Consider the following 16,587-nt stretch of genomic DNA (forward strand, 5'->3'; position numbering starts at 1 on the left):
CCATATAGATATTACTACGACTTAATAGCAAATGATCAAAAGAAAGGCTCAAATACTGGATGAATTGTTGGTGATGCAAGTACGAAACGGAGACCAGGAGGCTTTTGAACAATTGGTTGTCAGGTGGCATGAGAATTTGATCTATCAGTCCTTTATCCGAACCGGCAACCATGAGCAGTCTCAAGACATCGTGCAGGATGTATGGCAGTGGTTGATTGGTCATCTGCACAAGTTGGAGGATGTCTCCAATTTTGGATCGTGGATTAGAACCATCGTGGATAGACGATCTATCGATTGGTTGAGAAAACAAAAGGTGAATATAGAATTAAACAATCGAGAGACAGATGGATGTTATAGAAATCATGATTCTGATACTGTTGACAGTGTTGGCAGTTTTGAAGACACTACTGAGCAATCACTGAGTCGCCTAGAGCAGATGATGGCGACACTACCTGCAGAGAGCAAACTGATTATGACGCTGTATTATATGGAGTCTCATTCCATCCAAAGTATTTCAAATATTTTGGGGATACCCAAGGGGACGGTTAAGTCGAGGCTTTATCACACTAGAGAAAAATTAAAAGAACTTCTAAAACATTAATGCGATGAAAGATCAAAATAAAGAAATTGATGACATGATTAAAAAAGCACTTTCGAAAGAAGAGACTGCTTATTACGACAACCTGCATGAGCAATCCTTGCCTGAGATGTTGTCAGGCTTGTATATCGGCAAACTACGTTGGTTGAACATTTTGTTTATGGTTGTGACATTTCTTTTTACTACTCTTATGTTTTATTCCATTTATCAGTTTGTCAATACAGATGATATCCGAGAGATGATACGGTGGGGGGCTGCTATGTTCGGTTCGGGAATTATGGCCTCCATGATTAAGGTTTGGAACTGGAATCAGCTAGATAAGAACGCCCTGATGAGAGAAATCAAACGTCTAGAACTACTGTTAGTCAGTAAGTCATAAACGATGAAGAAAGGGATTAGTAGGTATTTCTGGGGATAAGAATCAATATTCGACATTGAGCATTTGAGATTCGTTATTCCAATCATTTAAATATTACCTCAAAGACTCATAATAGGTGATTATTTTATAAAAAAGCAATAGCGAATTTCGAACAATGAATTTTGAATAACGAAGTGATCTACTACCTCTCCCCCAGAAATACAGGGTGACCCGAAGAAAGTAAGAGAGGAAGCAATACAAAACCAAAAAAGGTCAGCAAACGCTGACCTTTTTTGGTTTTGTATGTAGTACAAGAGGTCTTAGGCCTCTTGTTGCTCAGGAATTTGCTTGAATTCTACTGCTGGCTCTTGATCTTTGAATGAAGCTCTTGGCTTTAAATTCAGTGTTTGGAACATCTGCTTGTCTAAGTCCTCTTCTGGGTTTGGCGTGGTGAGTAGTTTGTCTCCAGCGAAGATTGAATTAGCTCCTGCAAGGAAGCACATTGCTTGCTCTTCGACAGTCATACGTACACGTCCTGCAGATAATCGTACCATGGTGTTTGGCATGATGATGCGTGCCGTAGCGATCATTCGAATCATCTCCCAGATCGATACTCTCGGCTGATCTTCGAGTGGAGTTCCTTCTACAGGTACCAGTGCATTGACAGGGACAGATTCAGGATGCTCGACGAGTGTTGCGAGGGTGTGTAGCATACCGACTCTGTCGTCGTGGTTTTCTCCCAATCCGATGATCCCGCCAGAACAAACTGATATTTTGGCCTTTCTCACGTTGTTGAGGGTATCTAACCTGTCGTCATAGGTACGGGTAGAGATGATCTCTTCGTAGTGTTCCTCTGAGGTATCTAGGTTGTGATTGTAGGCGTATAGCCCAGCGTCTTTGAGTTTCTCTGCTTGGTCTTCGGTCAGCATGCCGAGAGTACAGCATACTTCCATACCCATGGTGTTGACACCTTTGACCATTTCGAGGACTTTGTCAAAATCCCTGTTGTCGCGAACTTCTCTCCAGGCAGCACCCATACAGAATCTAGTACTTCCTGCTTCTTTGGCATCAGCCGCAGCTTTGATGACCTTGTCTACGTCCATGAGTTTCTCTACTTTGACATCTGTATGATATCGTGCTGCTTGTGGACAATAGGCACAGTCTTCGGGGCATCCACCCGTTTTGACAGAGAGTAGCGTACATACTTGCACTTCGTTGGGGTCATGGTAGGCTCTGTGCACGGTCGCCGCGCGGTAGATCAAGTCCATGACAGGCGTGTTGTATATCTCCGTGATTTCTTCTCTAGTCCAATCGTTTCTTATAATCATTGAATCGAATATTTATGCTTGACCCCAGAGGGGTTGTAATCTAATTGAGCCGTAAAACTATTTAATTTCTATTTCAAATGGCATTCTCGCCTGAATACCTTTGTAAGATTCTAGTTCTTTTACTTTTTCGACATATTCGGCCATGGTGCCATACTTGTTTTTCATGATTCTGGCTTCCGCTTCGTTGGCCATGCTGCCGAGGAGCTCCTCCCACTTGGTCTTGAGGGCAGGGTAGTAGGATATCATGTAGTCTCCGTCGAGGTTGGCAGCATTTGCGGCGAGTTCTACTGCGTCGTTGTAGCTACCGAGTACGTCGACCAATCCGTTTTCTTTGGCCTGTGCACCTGTCCATACTCTACCGGATGCTACAGCCTTGAGATCTTCGATGCTCATGTTTCGGCCTTGAGCTGCTTTGGAGGTAAAGGACTCATAGCCGCTTTCTACCATGTTTTGGATGATGGCTTTTTCGCCTTCATTGAGTGCGCTTGACACACGGTATAGGTTGGAAAACTCTCCCGTACTCACACCGTCATTGGTGATGCCGAGTTTGTTTTCGAGGAAGCCGCCCATGTTGGGGATCATCCCGAAGATACCGATCGATCCAGTGATGGTCATAGGCTGAGCGACGATCGTGTCGCAGGGCATAGCCATGTAGTATCCGCCCGAAGCTGCTACTGTAGACATGCTAGCGATGACAGGCTTTACAGCTTTGGTGAGCATGATTTCGTTCCACATCACATCAGAAGCGAGTGCCGATCCTCCAGGGGAGTTGATGCGTATGACGACTGCTTTGACACGGTCGCTTTTGCGCGCATCTCGGATGGCTTTGACGAATTTGTCAGAGCCTACCGTTTCGGTGTCTCCTTTGCCCGATACGATTTCACCCTCTGCGACGATGACCGCCACTTTGTTGGAGGAGTAGGTAGGGGAGTTGGATTTGGCATATGCCTGCAGGTTGATTGACTGGATGTCCTCGTCTTTCTCCAAACCGAGCGCTTCTCTCATTTTGTCTTTGATGCCGTTTTCGTAATCTACAGCGGTGATGAGGCCGAGTTTGAGTGCATCCTCCGGCTCACGAGCAAGCATCTGATCCGATATTCCACGTAGTTTGTCCAGTGCGATCCCACGAGTCTCACTCACATTGAGGAGGTAATTGTCGTAGATGTCGTTGATGAATGAGGTCATCTGCTCCCGGTTGGCTTCACTGAGGTCTTTTCGGAAAAACGGTTCCACGGCGCTTTTGTAGGTGCCTACACGGAAGATCTGTGCCTCGATATCGAGTTTGTCTAATAGTCCTTTGAAGAAAGAGACGTTGGCCGACAAGCCGTTGAATTCCATGCCACCGGCGGGGTTGAGGTAGATCTCGTTTGCGACTGACGCGACGTAGTAATTGGCCTCAGGCATGTACTCTGCGTAGCTGTAGATAAATTTACCACTGGATTTGAATTCTTCCAAAGCGGCACGTATCTCGTGTAGCGCCGAGTAGCCGCCACTTATTCCTCCATGACGAAGGTAGATGCCTTTGATGTTGTCGTCGGTTTTGGCACGAGCGATGGTCTCGATGGTTTCGAGTAGCGCGAGTTTGTTGTCAGCAGATTCAGGAAATAGATCCTTGAATGGGTCCTCCGCCACGCGCTCGTGGATGAATCCACTGAGATTCACCGTCAAGACGGAGTTAGGGGTGATTTCGGGCGCTTCGTCAGAGCTGATCGCGATGAGGCCCGCAATGGTGACAAAGAAGAAAAAGCCGATCACAAAGCTGAAAATAAGCAGCCCGACGAGCGTGGAGAATACAGATTTTAAAAAAGTCATACGATTATGTTACGATTAATTTGGGGGATATTGCAAAGCTATTCAACTTCACACGTTTAAAAATACAAAAAAATAATTCATGAGTGTTTGCTTCCTGCTGTTAGGTACCAATATGGGCGAAAAGGAAACCAATTTGCAACAAGCATTTGGTCGTATTAGTAACGAAATCGGACAGGTTATTACAGCTTCGTCGATTTATCGTACGTCGGCTTGGGGCAAGGAGGATCAGGAGGATTTTCTCAATCAGGTGCTAAAGGTGGAGACGGATTGTGTACCGGTAGAGGTTCTGCGTCTCTGTCTTACGATCGAAAAAGAACTCGGACGTGTCCGCTACGAACGATGGGGGACTAGGCTCATAGATATCGATGTGTTGTACTACGACAAGGAGGTGATCAACCAAAGCAATCTGGTGATTCCTCACCCTCAGATCCAAAACAGACGATTTACTTTGGTGCCTTTGGTAGAGATAGCACGTGATTTTGTCCATCCCGTGTTGGGCAAGTCCCAACTGGATCTTTTGGAAGAGTGCAAAGATGTATTAGAAGTCAAATCAGTATAAATATGGAGTATTATCACTATCTACTAGTGTTTGGAGTAGGGTTGTTGTGTGGGTTTATCAATGTCGTGGCAGGAGGAGGATCGCTGCTGACATTACCTGTGCTGATCTTTATGGGGCTGCCTCCCTCAGTTGCCAATGGAACCAACCGTGTCGGCATATTCATGCAAAATATCTTCGCTGTACGCGGTTTTTCGAGCAAGGGCGTCTCTGCCTTTCCTTTTGCGATATGGCTCTCGATTAGTTCACTGATCGGTGCAGTGATCGGTGCAAAAGTTGCCATCGATATCGAGGAAGAGTTGTTTAACCAAATCCTCGCGGTGGTGATGGTTGTGGTTTTGTTGATGACGATATTCGGTACGGCCAAACCACGTGAGAACCTAGAGGAAGACATGTCTCTGTCCAAGCGAATCACTAGTGTCGTACTCTTCTTTTTTATTGGAATCTACGGTGGGTTCATTCATGCGGGGATAGGATTTATCATCATGGCCACCCTGAGCATGGTCAACAAGATGAAGCTGGTCAAGGTCAATAGCATCAAGGTTTTCGTGGCACTCGTGTACACCTTCTTTTCATTGGTGGTATTCGTGTGGGAAGGTCAGATTGACTGGATCATCGGGCTGACACTGGGTTGTGGGACTGCTATCGGTGGTTGGGCTGCCAGCCAATGGAGTGTCGCCAAAGGAGACAAATGGATTCGCTACTTCCTCATCGTAGCAGTATCGGGCATGGCCATCAAACTTTGGTTTTTTTAGGAGAATACTGTAATGAAAGGACTCTACCGTTAATCAACGGTAGAGTCCTTTCTGGCAAGATTTAAGTTGTGATTAGGAGAATTTGTCGCATTTAGAAATGCGATAGATTGGGGTTTTTGGTGCAGAAGCTGATTGTTTAGAATAAGGTGTAACCAATAACTACCGCTAGTGTTCTATAATCAGAACTCCAGAAAACGTATTCTTTTAACACTTCTCGTCTTGTTTGATATCTAATCTCTAAACTGTATTTATCGTTGTATTTGTAACCCAAGCCGAAAGCCCAATTTCTTTGCGTATCAATATCTAACTTGTATTCGTTTGAACCATCATTCCTAATAGAACTGACAGAAGATGATGAGGTTATGTCCTCTATGATTGAAGCGTTGATAAATAGTTTTGAATTTTCATTAAGAAAAAGATAATATCTTAAACTAATAGGGATTTCAACAGAGCTGTAGTCTATTTCTTTTATAAGAGTTACATCTCTTCTAGAAACAGTTGCTTCGGTTGATTTTTTGGCACTATAGTATTGATAGGTGGGCTCTATTGAAATACTCCATTTATTTTTATTAAAGGGGAGGATGAATTCTGCCTCTACGCCAAATCCGAAATTTGTTTTATGTCCAAAATCAGTATATTCATAGTCTGCAACAGAGTTTTTTAAAGTTAGGGAAGAGTTGTTTAGATGGACTTTTGGAGTAAGGTTAAACAGATCTCTTTTTTCTTTCTGTTCTAAATCAATCATCTCAGAGTTATGACAAAGGCTATGAGCTTTAAAAATTTTTACTAGATCATTTTTTTTGTAATCAATATTTTCGAACCTTCTCATTTCGAAGGAAGGACATTTTAAGTCATTCCATAATTGTTGTTTATACCTATTATTTTCCTCTATTTTATTTTCCTTATTCTTAAATTGTTTGTAGACTAATTGCTGGGTATTTGAGTGTTCTTCTGTAGAGTAAAAATATCTTCTTAAATTCCCATCAACGTATTCGTATAGATTTGATTTACCCTCAAAGAGTACTTTTAAGAAAAGTGTTTCTTCGTTGAAGATTGGTTTTTTCTCATTACTCAAATAAATGACATTATCACTAGATCTGTCAATATCAATTGTTCGTCTGATGTATTTTGAGTTGTTCCCAATAGAAAACTCTTGAATGGAGTCAATAATTCCCATTTTAATTTCATCGCCCTCCGATAATCTGTATTCGAATTTGGTTGGGTTGTTTCTCCAGTCATTGTTTTTAATTTGGCAAACAATTTTTTGATCCAATTTGTTAATGTAATACCCATTTTCAAAGATGATCTGTGAGTAACAATTTATTGAGAGTAAGGTTGAGGCTAGGAGTAGAAGTTGTTTTTTCATAGGGTTGATTCTGTAGTGAATTACTGATTTTTGTTAAGCTACAATGTTATTTATTATTGTGAGAATAATGCGATAGTTGAGTCATCTTTTGGAAACACAGCGGTAGTATAGCTTAGACAGGGCAAGTGAAGTTGCTGGTTTGGGCTTTGGCTGGATGGTATTGTTTCTCGTTGAGGCTAATTAGTCATGTGTGTAGGAGCTAGTTTTCGCTGTGGGCAGTAGAAGACTAAATCAGACTTCTCGTAGCTGGGCTCGCCCGAAGTGACGGAGGTGTTGGGTTGGATGGAGCGGCTATATATTCTAGTCATTTTCAGTTTTGCTCCCAAAAACTTTACAGATTGACGCTACAAAGCCCAATACTTTATACCTAATACTTTGTCACTCCACATTGCGTGTTCTAATTTGCAGTCGCATCATTCCCACAGTAATGGAACTATTCAAATTAAAAGCAGACGAAGAATATATAGAGCTTAATAACCTTATTAAAGCACTCGGGTGGGTTGCTACAGGAGGAGAGGCTAAGGTTCGTATCGATGAGGGAGAAGTGACCGTCAATGGTGAAGTGGAAACCCGTCGTAGGAAAAAAATGCGCGCTGGTGATCACATTGTATTTGGTACAGACGAAGCAAAAGTAGAACAGTAACTGAGTGTAGTATTTCTAGTATTCACAGCAATTTATTCTTAAGATGAACATCAAATCACCTATCGGGAGACTGAGACTTTTGGCCATATTAGAAGGGATCAGTTACTTGTTGTTTGGCATTACTATGCCTATGAAGTACATGCTGGGCATACCCGAACCCAACTATGTAGTAGGTATGGCTCATGGCTGGTTGTTTATTCTTTATCTACTCTTTTGCTTTCAGAACATTATGATTCATAAGTGGAGTTTCAAAACATCTGTTTTGGCGCTCGGGGCGTCTCTGGTACCTTTTGGAACCTTTGTTGCAGATGCCAAAATATTCAAACCTGAGAGTTCCTCCTAAGTCAGATAGAATAAGAGAAGATTCTTTCTGTTTATAGCGCTTTTTGGACAGCCAATGCATGGAGGTATTCCATCCGTTCGTTAAATACGAAGGTGGAATCGGCTGTGATTGCACGATAGCTGGCCTCTCCAGATGAAAGCTCTATTTTGGTGAGGTAATTGAGCTCGTGGTTTTTGGTTTTTTCTTGCATCGTCATGATCATTTCGAGTGGCGTAGAAATCAGTAGCTCGTCGGAGTAATATTTATACCGTTTTTCGTTGATGCTGCCATCGGGATTGAAAATGATAAACTCTAAGCCCCCCAGTGTAGTGATATCGACACCTTGCCTCAGGAACTCGACAGGGTAGAGTGGGGCTTCTGTATGCTTATAAAAATTGAAAAGGATGAAATCCAGATTCATTTTAGCAATCTCATCGTTGAGTGTGGACATAATCTGAGGTGTTAGATCCTCGTAATTGATTTGTGACCAAGCTTCGGTAGTTTGACTTTTGGCATCCCATCCCAATAGAGACACCCACATAATAATTAGGAAAAGTTTTTTCATGTTTTTGAATAACTAATGGCTCAATATACAATATGAGTTTTTGGCTGGGATACTACAGGGGGAGGGCAGGTCATCGAGACCTGATTTGCTGATTGAAGAGTGAATAGATCGCTCTGCTTCATCTCAAAAATACACTTTATTTGGAATTGACCATAAAACCTGAGGCGATTCCTAGATCTATCCAATTTATCATTATAATCACAATATAATTTTCGGGATTAGGAAATTCAAACCTAGAAATATTGCTTAGTTTTAGGGCTTATTAACCATCTACTAACCTAAATCACCTATGGTATACGTCCTGTTTATTGTTGGATTTGTACTGCTCATCAAGGGAGCGGATTATCTCGTCGAGGGTGCCTCGGCTATCGCCAAAAGAAATCATATACCAGAATTGGTAATTGGACTGACCATCGTGTCGTTTGGTACGAGTATGCCTGAGTTGATTGTCAACTTACTCGCTAGTTTTGACGGGAGTTCTGAGTTGGCTATCGGAAATGTACTGGGTAGCAATATCGCTAATGTGCTGTTAATTTTGGGTGTAGCAGCACTCATTAAGCCACTACCTATACAGAAGAGTATTTATTTTACTGAGATTCCAATTTCTCTGTTTGCCACTGTGATGGTAGGTTTCCTGGCTAATGCAGACTTGTTCGTAGATGTGGAGGGGTTAACCCTGAGTCGCTATGATGGGGTGATTTTATTGTTCTTTTTTGGGCTATTCATGACCTATATCTATGTGGTGTCCAAAAATCCTAGTGATAAGCCAGAGCCAGAGTCAGAGGTGGATGAAAACTTATTGCCACGTGCCAAATCAATCATATATGTAGTTGCAGGATCTTTAGCGTTGTTTTTGGGAGGCAAATGGGTCGTAGATGGTGCTTTTGAATTGTCGTTGCTCTTTGGTCTGAGTGAAACGTTTATCGGGCTGACGGTGGTGGCTATTGGTACTTCATTGCCCGAACTGGTAACTTCAGCGATGGCTGCCCGAAAAGGGCAGGCTGATCTTGCTGTGGGTAATGTAGTAGGATCTAGTATTTTTAATCTCTTATGGATTTTAGGGTTGAGTTCGGTTATCAGACCGCTACCCTTTGATGTGGTTTCTAACTCTGATATCCTGATGGTGATTGCGTCTAGTACCTTACTCATCACGGCTATTGTGATTGGTGGCAAAGCGCGGATTGGTCGCTTTATGGGTTTTGTGTTCGTTCTTGTATATTTAGCTTATTTGGTATACCTCGTGTTGCGAGGCTAAAAATAGTGTCAACAAAGTGAGGCGAACTATCCTCATTATACGAATAGATAGATATGGAAATAGTGATGGTAGTTCTGGTGGGGGTAATGGTGGTGGTTAATTTGATTCCATTGTTGACTTATGAGCATTGGACAGTTAGATTTTTTGATTTTCCCTATGCGCAGTTTACGGTGATTAATGTGGTCATCTTGCTGCTCCTAGTTTGTTTCCCACTTAGTAACCCGGGTTATCATTACTTAGCGTTTGCCGCTTTATGTTTGACTTTACTCTATCGTCTATGGATTATTTATCCTTATACACAGTGGGCTGCTAGGAAAGTTCCGGATGCAGATATAGATAATCACACACACGAACGACTGAAGATAATATCTGCCAATGTACTCATGAGCAATGATGATTATAAAGGGTTGATAGAGATGGTGAAAGGTGAGGATCCTGACATTCTGATGCTGGTGGAAGCAAGTCATGCGTGGGAGGAGGCGATTCGTGAAGATATGCATCAGTTGTTTCCACATCGCATGCTAGAGCCCTTGGACAATACCTACGGCCTGTTGTTGTATAGCAAGGTGACGATCAAAGAGGGGACAATTAAGTACTTGATCGAAGAAAATGTACCCTCGGTACATATCATTTTTGAGTTAAAAAATGGACAGTTGGTTAAGTTCTTTGGGGTACATCCTAAACCGCCATCTCCATCGGAAAACAGCACTTCGATTCAGCGAGATGCGGAATTGGTCATGGTAGGTCGAGAGTCTCGCGAAAGTGACATGCCAGTCATCGTAGCGGGAGATCTCAATGATGTGGCATGGTCACATACGACGCGTTTGTTTATTAGAGTCAGCGAACTTTTAGACCCGAGAATGGGGCGAGGTTTTTTCAATACCTTCCATGCACATTATCCTTTGTTGAGGTGGCCATTAGATCATCTGTTTTTGAGCACAGACTTTAAAGTAGCTGGTATCAAGCGCTTGCCTAATTTTCACTCAGACCACTTTCCGATATGTATCGAAGTGGTGCTCAATCCGTCCAACCATGCGGTATCTGCTACCGAAACGACAGATCAAGAGGACAGAGAGGAAGCGCAAGAAAAAATCACGGACGCTAAGGAAATTACTTCTAACTAGTGCTCTTTTTCTGAGATCTAGTTCTTGATAGAAATTCTTCTTGTTAGTCGTTGCTGGTTTTGGTCAGTGACTTGCATGAAGTATATCCCTGAAGGCAGGGTATGGAGGTCAAGTGTGATGTTTTGGGATGCAAAAGCCTTTTTGTAGCGTGTTTTTCCAGTTAGTGTGAATAGCTCTATTTTGGTGATCTGTGTCGTACTGTGTAGGTTGACTGTACCCTGTGTAGGATTAGGGTATAGTGTCATTTCTTTATCATTATTCACTGCTAAAGGCAGTTCGGGTATGATGGCTTCTGCATCTATGCCAACCCAGTTGAGATTGAAACCACCGCTCTTAGCCAAAAGCTTCAGTGTATGTTCACCCGTAGTGAGAGGTAGCGTGTTGTCGAAAGTCGACCAGTTTTGCCAACCACCTGTGGTCGTGAAAGATTGCGTGAGTTCACTTTGTCCATCTATGAGAACCTCTAATGAGCTGTTTTGGGTAGCGGCTACTCTAAAATATATAGGGTAGTCACGAGTCTCACTGACGTTGATTTTGTATTCTAGCCAATCATTTGCATCGATATATCCCACATTTTTGTCTCCCGTTTCATCACTTGTTTTTTCTAGTGAGATACCTTCCATGGTGTTGTAGTCCTCAGCATAGATCACTGCAGGTATATCTACTACTTTGTTTGTGTCTCTGATCTTGGGTGCGGCGGTATAGGTCTCTCCGAGTGCTGTCAGTTGTCCATTGGTACCTAAGAGGTCTATGTAAGGATAGGTGTTGATGCCGCCACTGGTTCTACCGATGAACCATGCATATCTGAAAATGCTCGGTTCATTGTCTAGGAACTCCAACGCACTTTCCATAAAACTGATTTGGTCGTTGGTATTGTTGATGACGCCATTTTCTTCCCATCCTGCAAACTCGGTGAGCCAGATGGGTTTGTTGTATTTTTCGAATAGACCGATGTACCACTCTAGTGCACCGATGGTATTGACATAGGTGTGTACTGCGATGTGATCGACTCTACAGTCCGTACATGCCGCAAAGAAGTCATCTAGATACGCTACAGGATCGGTGTAGGTGGTGCCATTCTCGGAGATACATTCACCACAAAAATTGACTGCTGGGCCGACGATTTCAAGGTTGAAGTCGTCAGCGATAGCTTCCAGTTCTGGCCAGAGTGCAGCTACTTCTGTAGGGGTCATGTTGGCTTGCTCTAGGAAGTTGGGTTCGTTGAAGGCCAAGAGATACTTGGTCTCGGGATGGTCGGAGAGGAAGGTGCGCAGTTTCGTTTCGTCATAGTTTCCATTCCATGTCATGGGGACGAATTCAAACCCGAGGTTCGTAAAGCTACTGGCTACTTTGGCGTCTGGCGTTTCTGACCAGTTGTACCACCAGTTTACATGGGGCGCGAGAATCTCCATGTCTTCTGCTGAATGGTGACCATAGGCCATACCTCTTTTTTGGCTTTGAGCAGACCAAACCATCAAGGTTAGCAGTGTAGCGAGTAGAATACGATTCATATCATTTTTTTAAAAGTAAAAAAGAGACTGCCTCAGCAAACATCCCATTTTATCTAGCCCTCTAATCAAGATAAAAAGGGTAGAGGCAGTCTTCTAAATCGTTATATTGTCTGGTATGATGCAATTAGCCATCTCAGTGCATGACTACTGAGATGGCTTCATGATTACTATAATAAACTATTAAAGCATTTGACCAGACTGACCAAATTTCTTGGTTTCGGTGATCTCAAACTTGTCTGATTGTCCACCGATGTTGATTGCAAAATCTCCTTTTTCTACTGTCCACTGCAGGTCAGACGTCACAAATGCGATATCGCTACCCGTGATGGTAAAGCGGACTGTTTTGGACTCACCAGCCTTTAAATTGATCTTCTCAAATCCTCTGAGCCTTTTCATGTCTGGGCTGATCGATGCGACCAAGTCAGAGATGTAGAGTTGTACCACTTCTTTACCTGCTACTTTGCCCGTATTGGTGACTTTGACAGAGATCGTGAGTTTGTCCTTAGCACTGAGACTCGCACTACTCACAGTCAGGTCACTGTACTCGAATGTCGTATAGCTGAGTCCGTACCCGAATGGGAACTGTACTGCAAAATCAGATTCATAGTCGTACATGCCTTCCATTTTGTCTTGTTCCTCAGATGGCTTGTGATCATAGGTCACGAGTGTGTTGGCATACATCGGGTAGGTGTAGGGTAGTTTTCCACTTGGGTTGACTTTACCGAATAGGATGTCCGCGAGTGCATCTCCTCCAAAATTGCCTGGGAGGTAGGTCTGTACGATGGCATCCATGCCCTCAGCGAAATCTTTGATCAACCTTGGACGGCCTTCGTTGAGGACGAGGATGACGGGTTTACCTGTTTTGACGAGGGCTAGCGCTAAATCGATTTGATTCTGTGAGATTTTCAAGTCATGTAGGTCTCCAGGTTTTTCAGTGTAGCTGTTTTCTCCTAGGCATAGTACGATGTAGTCTACTTTTTCGGCAGCCTGTACTGCTGCTGGTATGTCCGTTGTTTCTTCCCAGTATTTTCCAGTTTCTACATAAGATACGCCAGCGACGTGGGTTACATTTTTCTTGCCGTTGAAGTTTTGGATCGCTTCTAATATGGTGTTGTATTGTGCCGCGAATTCTTCCACTTTCTCACCTTGCCACGAGTATGACCACCCGCCGTTGAGGCTTCTCATACTGTTCGCATTAGGGCCTGTGACGAGTAGTTTTGCTCCTTTTTTGAGTGGGAGGGTCGCTTCTTGATTTTTCAATAAAGTGATGGCTTCTGCAGCGGCATTGTAGGCTGCTGTTTCGAATTCTTTACTGCCAAATTTATCATAGTCTTTGTAGTGGGTGACAGGTGTATCGAACAGACCCAATTGGTGTTTGAGATTTAGGATACGTCTGACAGCATCATCGATTCTAGACATAGGTACTTCGCCTTCATTGACCAACTCAACTAGGTCTTCACAGAAGTCAAAACTGTAGGGTATCATGGCCATGTCGATACCTGTATTGATGGCGATTTTTACGGCTTCTTTTGGTGTAGCAGCTACTTTGTCTCGTGTGTAGAGGTTGTCAATGTCCGCCCAATCGGTGACAGCTACACCGTCGAACCCAAGTTCTTCTTTGAGCAGTTTAGTGAGTATATCGTAGTTGGCATGTACAGGTGTGCCGTTGATGAGGCCAGAGTTGATCATGACCGTGTGGGCACCAGCATCTAGCGCCGCTTTGAATGCTGGGATGTGTCGTTCTCTAAGCTCGATTTCAGGGATGAAAGCCGGTGTGCGGTCTTTACCTGATAGAGGTACAGAGTAGCCGAGGAAGTGTTTTAGACAAGAAGCTACATGCAGCGGGTTACTGATGTCATTGTCTTCGCCTTCATAACCTTTGATCATCTGTACACCCATCTCTGAAGTCAAGTAGACATCTTCGCCGAAACCTTCCCAGATTCGTGGAAACCGAGGGTCTCTACCCATATCCAGAACAGGGGAGAAGGTCCATGGAATAGCAGAAGCACGTGTCTCATAAGCACAGATTTCTGCTCCTCGTCTGACCAGTTCTCTGTTGAAAGTCGCTGCCTGTGCAATCTCCTGTGGAAACAATGTCGCTCCAGCTGTGTAGGTAGTTCCGTGAATCGCATCGATTCCATAGATCACTGGGATTTTGAGGCGAGTCTGTGTGGTAGCTACTTCTTGCAGTTGGCTCACTACTTCGTGCCATTTTTCGGTGCTACGGGCTCTGTTGTTGGCAGTGTTGAGTACTGAACCTACGTGGTATTCGAGAATGGCTTTGTTGACCAATTCATCTGATAGTTTCAGGGGTTCGTAACTGGAAAATTCGGTGTCTCCCTCTGTGATGACGTCTAGTGTTACCTGTGCCATTTGACCTACTTTTTCTTCTAGAGTCATTTGGGAGAGTAGTTTTTCTACACGTTCTATTTTAGTGATTTCTTTCTGACTTTCTTTCGTGTTGAAAAATGAGAAACCTATGATGACCGTTGTGGCAGCCAAAACTGATATGATGATTTTTTTCATTGTTTGATATTGTAATTATTCTTCTACTTCTGTTTCGATGAGTTCGTACACTCTCACATAATCTACCACCATCTCGACAGGGTAGATGGTTTCGTCTATTCCTTCTGCGCCACCCCAGTCTCCGCCTACGGCGATATTGAGTAGGAAGTGAAACTTTTGATCAAAGGGCCAAGTGGCAGAACCTTTATGTTCGTTAGGGAAATCGAAAATCTGAAGATCATCAATGTACCCTTTAATGCTCTCAGGGGTCCAGTCTACGCGGTAAAGGTGAAAAGAGTCACTTACACCCTCTATGACTTTGTTTTTTCCAACTTGTGTACCTATGGAATGATTGTATGCTTCTGTATGTACGGTGATGTGAACTCGGTTTTGGTCATAGCCTACATGTTCCATGATATCTATTTCTCCAGATTTGGGCCAGCTACCATAGACCCAGTCTGTAGGTAGCATCCAGATGGCAGGCCAAGTACCTTTGCCTGCGGGGAGTTTAGCCGCGATCTCGAAGCGTCCGTATAAGAAGTCTCCTTTGTCTCTAGTGACCAGTCGAGCAGAGGAGTAATCGCTGTTTTCAGTTTTTTCTTTGATCGCCGTGATGGTCAGTAGACCGTCTGCAACCGATGCGTTTTCGGGTTGGTCGGTGTAGTGTTGTAGTTCGTTGTTCCCCCAGCCGTTTCCTCCTAGGTCATAGCCCCATTTGGTAGGGTCAGGCGCTCCAGTATAGTCAAATTCTTCCTGCCAGATAGGTGTTTCGGAGAATGAGTAAGTAGTCGTAATAGTAGGGGTAGGGGGCGTGTGATACTGTGGGCCATTGCTACTGTCTTCCGTTTGGCAGGATGCAAAAAGGAAAAACAGGAATGGAATAGAAAGCAGTTTCATAATCTTATTGAGTTGTAAGCGAAAAAGGAAAGGGGTCAGTGGATTACCGACCCCTATTTTTAGATAATTATTCTTTTGGTTTGAGGGTAAATACCCATCCTCCCCAATCGAAGTACTTTTTGATCACCATTTTGTCAGCAGTGAGTGATACGATCTCGTAAGACACGCTGGCTTCAGGAGTAGTGATCGATCCTGACGAACCTACTTTGTAAAGGGCAATATGTGCACCATTGCCTACCACTGTCAAGTGCGTATCAGTCAAGGAGAATTTGTGATTGCCAGAACCCCATGCTTGGAATTGGTCAGGAATCTGATCCATATCATAACATCCGATATCGAGTCCCATCTCTGCAGGCCAAGCAGCACCACCTTCGTCATCTACTCTAAAAGTACCTTGGTTGTCAAAGACAAAATCTCCTTGAGCATGGAAAGTGTATTCATTGTCAAATAGACATACACGATCTGCAGCCATTACATCTGCGGCACTATTAGTCCACCATGTACTTCCGTCAGATGGACCGACTAGGAGCGCTCCACCTTCTGGCTGAGCCAAAATCCAAGTTTTGCTAGAGCAATCTGTTAAGAGTGAAAGGAAACCTGAACAAGCATTTGGGTCAGCGGTATCTACTGTCACAGACTCGGTGGTTTCGTCATATCCCCCTGGGGTCAGTACACGTAGAGAGATATCATATTCTCCGACCCATGGTAGGTAAACAGTATCATTTTCCATGCCTTCTTCGAAGGTCCCATTCCCCTTGTCCCAATAGTAGGCGAATCCACCATCTGTTGTGTTGCTGAGTAGATATTTGTTGTTTTTACCTTCTATTGGCTCTATGGTGAAGCTAGCTTCGGGTTTTTTACCCAAGGACAGATCTTCTGAGTCTGGTGTACATGCTACCATTGTCACAGAAGTGAACAACGCCATGGTACCCCAGTTACTTATGTTCTTTATTATGTTTTTCATCTTATAGCTTATTTAGATCAAAATAATA

At 43.5% G+C, this 16,587-nt stretch carries 17 protein-coding genes; 8 read left to right on the plus strand and 9 right to left on the minus strand.

Translation table 11 applies throughout. From position 1 onward, the window contains the following. The first annotated feature begins 31 nt into the window (after positions 1 to 31). Both BGP76_RS04280 and BGP76_RS04285 read left to right on the plus strand, forming a co-directional pair. Positions 32 to 601, plus strand: coding sequence for an RNA polymerase sigma factor (locus tag BGP76_RS04280; protein WP_119843729.1), 570 nt, complete (start codon positions 32 to 34; stop codon positions 599 to 601). A 4-nt stretch (positions 602 to 605) separates the two neighbouring features. Continuing rightward, positions 606 to 977 carry a DUF6768 family protein gene (locus BGP76_RS04285; protein ID WP_073119024.1) on the plus strand — a complete coding sequence of 124 codons (372 nt, stop codon included), beginning with the start codon at positions 606 to 608 and terminating at the stop codon, positions 975 to 977. A gap of 299 nt (positions 978 to 1,276) precedes the next feature. Here BGP76_RS04285 and bioB read toward each other — a convergent pair whose 3' ends face one another. Beyond that, positions 1,277 to 2,284, minus strand: coding sequence for a biotin synthase BioB (bioB, locus tag BGP76_RS04290; protein WP_119843730.1), 1,008 nt, complete (start codon positions 2,282 to 2,284; stop codon positions 1,277 to 1,279). A gap of 57 nt (positions 2,285 to 2,341) precedes the next feature. Next, positions 2,342 to 4,096 carry a signal peptide peptidase SppA gene (gene sppA / locus BGP76_RS04295; RefSeq protein WP_119843731.1) on the minus strand — a complete coding sequence of 585 codons (1,755 nt, stop codon included), beginning with the start codon at positions 4,094 to 4,096 and terminating at the stop codon, positions 2,342 to 2,344. Between the two features lie 79 nt (positions 4,097 to 4,175). On the opposite strand from sppA, the gene folK reads away from it, so the two are divergent. After that, entirely contained in the window at positions 4,176 to 4,655 is a 480-nt protein-coding gene (gene folK / locus BGP76_RS04300; RefSeq protein WP_099599098.1) for a 2-amino-4-hydroxy-6-hydroxymethyldihydropteridine diphosphokinase, read from the plus strand. A 2-nt stretch (positions 4,656 to 4,657) separates the two neighbouring features. Beyond that, the gene (locus tag BGP76_RS04305; protein ID WP_119843732.1) at positions 4,658 to 5,407 is read left to right on the plus strand and encodes a sulfite exporter TauE/SafE family protein; all 750 of its coding nucleotides are present in this window, start codon (positions 4,658 to 4,660) and stop codon (positions 5,405 to 5,407) included. Between the two features lie 136 nt (positions 5,408 to 5,543). Here the strand turns inward: BGP76_RS04305 and BGP76_RS04310 are convergent, their stop codons facing one another. Continuing rightward, a complete protein-coding gene (locus BGP76_RS04310) occupies positions 5,544 to 6,773 on the minus strand; it encodes an outer membrane beta-barrel protein (protein ID WP_119843733.1) in 1,230 nt (409 codons plus the stop codon). A gap of 176 nt (positions 6,774 to 6,949) precedes the next feature. Then, positions 6,950 to 7,081 carry a hypothetical protein gene (locus BGP76_RS20490; RefSeq protein WP_255416060.1) on the minus strand — a complete coding sequence of 44 codons (132 nt, stop codon included), beginning with the start codon at positions 7,079 to 7,081 and terminating at the stop codon, positions 6,950 to 6,952. Between the two features lie 119 nt (positions 7,082 to 7,200). On the opposite strand from BGP76_RS20490, the gene BGP76_RS04315 reads away from it, so the two are divergent. Both BGP76_RS04315 and BGP76_RS04320 read left to right on the plus strand, forming a co-directional pair. Further along, complete coding sequence (locus BGP76_RS04315; RefSeq protein WP_073119013.1) at positions 7,201 to 7,416, plus strand: RNA-binding S4 domain-containing protein; 216 nt, start codon at positions 7,201 to 7,203, stop codon at positions 7,414 to 7,416. A gap of 43 nt (positions 7,417 to 7,459) precedes the next feature. Next, entirely contained in the window at positions 7,460 to 7,759 is a 300-nt protein-coding gene (locus BGP76_RS04320) for a DUF3817 domain-containing protein (RefSeq protein ID WP_119843734.1), read from the plus strand. Between the two features lie 31 nt (positions 7,760 to 7,790). Here the strand turns inward: BGP76_RS04320 and BGP76_RS04325 are convergent, their stop codons facing one another. Then, positions 7,791 to 8,303 carry a hypothetical protein gene (locus BGP76_RS04325; RefSeq protein ID WP_073119009.1) on the minus strand — a complete coding sequence of 171 codons (513 nt, stop codon included), beginning with the start codon at positions 8,301 to 8,303 and terminating at the stop codon, positions 7,791 to 7,793. Between the two features lie 289 nt (positions 8,304 to 8,592). Here BGP76_RS04325 and BGP76_RS04330 point away from each other — a divergent pair, with 289 nt between their 5' ends. After that, positions 8,593 to 9,558: a calcium/sodium antiporter gene (locus tag BGP76_RS04330; protein ID WP_073119007.1), complete on the plus strand. Its 966-nt coding sequence runs from the start codon at positions 8,593 to 8,595 to the stop codon at positions 9,556 to 9,558. Between the two features lie 53 nt (positions 9,559 to 9,611). Then, positions 9,612 to 10,682: an endonuclease/exonuclease/phosphatase family protein gene (locus BGP76_RS04335; RefSeq protein WP_119843735.1), complete on the plus strand. Its 1,071-nt coding sequence runs from the start codon at positions 9,612 to 9,614 to the stop codon at positions 10,680 to 10,682. Between the two features lie 17 nt (positions 10,683 to 10,699). Here the strand turns inward: BGP76_RS04335 and BGP76_RS04340 are convergent, their stop codons facing one another. From BGP76_RS04340 to BGP76_RS04355, 4 genes are all read right to left on the minus strand, one after another. Then, complete coding sequence (locus tag BGP76_RS04340; protein ID WP_119843736.1) at positions 10,700 to 12,193, minus strand: glycosyl hydrolase; 1,494 nt, start codon at positions 12,191 to 12,193, stop codon at positions 10,700 to 10,702. Between the two features lie 180 nt (positions 12,194 to 12,373). Next, positions 12,374 to 14,719: a glycoside hydrolase family 3 N-terminal domain-containing protein gene (locus BGP76_RS04345; RefSeq protein WP_119843737.1), complete on the minus strand. Its 2,346-nt coding sequence runs from the start codon at positions 14,717 to 14,719 to the stop codon at positions 12,374 to 12,376. Between the two features lie 15 nt (positions 14,720 to 14,734). Further along, positions 14,735 to 15,595 carry a family 16 glycosylhydrolase gene (locus BGP76_RS04350; protein ID WP_119843738.1) on the minus strand — a complete coding sequence of 287 codons (861 nt, stop codon included), beginning with the start codon at positions 15,593 to 15,595 and terminating at the stop codon, positions 14,735 to 14,737. 67 nt (positions 15,596 to 15,662) lie between these two features. Further along, the gene (locus BGP76_RS04355) at positions 15,663 to 16,559 is read right to left on the minus strand and encodes a hypothetical protein (RefSeq protein WP_119843739.1); all 897 of its coding nucleotides are present in this window, start codon (positions 16,557 to 16,559) and stop codon (positions 15,663 to 15,665) included. Positions 16,560 to 16,587: the final 28 nt, after the last annotated feature.

It is taken from the genome of Reichenbachiella sp. MSK19-1, assembly GCF_003590315.1.
GTDB classification, from domain to species: domain Bacteria; phylum Bacteroidota; class Bacteroidia; order Cytophagales; family Cyclobacteriaceae; genus Reichenbachiella; species Reichenbachiella agariperforans.

What these genes read in the sequence shown, in the direction of transcription:
- BGP76_RS04350 (WP_119843738.1), bottom strand. Translation starts at nt 15,595, where the DNA reads ATGAAACTGCTTTCTATTCCATTCCTGTTTTTCCTTTTTGCATCCTGC.
- BGP76_RS04280 (WP_119843729.1), top strand. Translation starts at nt 32, where the DNA reads ATGATCAAAAGAAAGGCTCAAATACTGGATGAATTGTTGGTGATGCAA.
- BGP76_RS04355 (WP_119843739.1), bottom strand. Translation starts at nt 16,559, where the DNA reads ATGAAAAACATAATAAAGAACATAAGTAACTGGGGTACCATGGCGTTG.
- BGP76_RS04320 (WP_119843734.1), top strand. Translation starts at nt 7,460, where the DNA reads ATGAACATCAAATCACCTATCGGGAGACTGAGACTTTTGGCCATATTA.
- BGP76_RS04345 (WP_119843737.1), bottom strand. Translation starts at nt 14,719, where the DNA reads ATGAAAAAAATCATCATATCAGTTTTGGCTGCCACAACGGTCATCATA.
- BGP76_RS04305 (WP_119843732.1), top strand. Translation starts at nt 4,658, where the DNA reads ATGGAGTATTATCACTATCTACTAGTGTTTGGAGTAGGGTTGTTGTGT.
- sppA (WP_119843731.1), bottom strand. Translation starts at nt 4,096, where the DNA reads ATGACTTTTTTAAAATCTGTATTCTCCACGCTCGTCGGGCTGCTTATT.
- BGP76_RS04315 (WP_073119013.1), top strand. Translation starts at nt 7,201, where the DNA reads ATGGAACTATTCAAATTAAAAGCAGACGAAGAATATATAGAGCTTAAT.
- BGP76_RS04335 (WP_119843735.1), top strand. Translation starts at nt 9,612, where the DNA reads ATGGAAATAGTGATGGTAGTTCTGGTGGGGGTAATGGTGGTGGTTAAT.
- BGP76_RS04340 (WP_119843736.1), bottom strand. Translation starts at nt 12,193, where the DNA reads ATGAATCGTATTCTACTCGCTACACTGCTAACCTTGATGGTTTGGTCT.
- BGP76_RS04325 (WP_073119009.1), bottom strand. Translation starts at nt 8,303, where the DNA reads ATGAAAAAACTTTTCCTAATTATTATGTGGGTGTCTCTATTGGGATGG.
- BGP76_RS04330 (WP_073119007.1), top strand. Translation starts at nt 8,593, where the DNA reads ATGGTATACGTCCTGTTTATTGTTGGATTTGTACTGCTCATCAAGGGA.
- bioB (WP_119843730.1), bottom strand. Translation starts at nt 2,284, where the DNA reads ATGATTATAAGAAACGATTGGACTAGAGAAGAAATCACGGAGATATAC.
- BGP76_RS04285 (WP_073119024.1), top strand. Translation starts at nt 606, where the DNA reads ATGAAAGATCAAAATAAAGAAATTGATGACATGATTAAAAAAGCACTT.
- BGP76_RS04310 (WP_119843733.1), bottom strand. Translation starts at nt 6,773, where the DNA reads ATGAAAAAACAACTTCTACTCCTAGCCTCAACCTTACTCTCAATAAAT.
- folK (WP_099599098.1), top strand. Translation starts at nt 4,176, where the DNA reads ATGAGTGTTTGCTTCCTGCTGTTAGGTACCAATATGGGCGAAAAGGAA.
- BGP76_RS20490 (WP_255416060.1), bottom strand. Translation starts at nt 7,081, where the DNA reads ATGACTAGAATATATAGCCGCTCCATCCAACCCAACACCTCCGTCACT.